This window comes from Paraburkholderia sp. SIMBA_027, assembly GCF_046535315.1.
GTDB classification, from domain to species: Bacteria; Pseudomonadota; Gammaproteobacteria; order Burkholderiales; family Burkholderiaceae; genus Paraburkholderia; species Paraburkholderia tropica.
Genome location: NZ_JAWRWY010001103.1, coordinates 1 through 254 on the forward strand (window position 1 = coordinate 1; position 254 = coordinate 254).

The 254-nt window shown below is 67.3% G+C and carries 1 protein-coding gene; it reads left to right on the forward strand.

Annotation, left to right across the window (positions count from 1 at the left end):
- Nucleotides 1-27: 27 nt before the first annotated feature.
- On the forward strand, nucleotides 28-254 hold a 227-nt coding region (locus SB764_RS42540; RefSeq protein WP_410867112.1), incomplete at its 3' end, for an HRDC domain-containing protein.

Consider the following 254-nt stretch of genomic DNA (forward strand, 5'->3'; position numbering starts at 1 on the left):
CTGCATCAAATTCGCGACCGCCGGCAACTGGCAGCAGTCAGGGAGCTCTGGACGGAGCGGGATCAGTTGGCCCGCAAACGCGACGTGGCCCCTGGCCGCCTCCTCCCGGATTCAGCACTCGTCGCAGCAGCCAAGGCCATGCCCACCACGGTTCCGCAACTCCTGGCTACCAGGGGATTCCACGGCCGCTCAGCCCAACGCGAAGCACCCCGATGGCTCCGCTGCATCACGAACGCCCGCACCCTCTCGGAGCT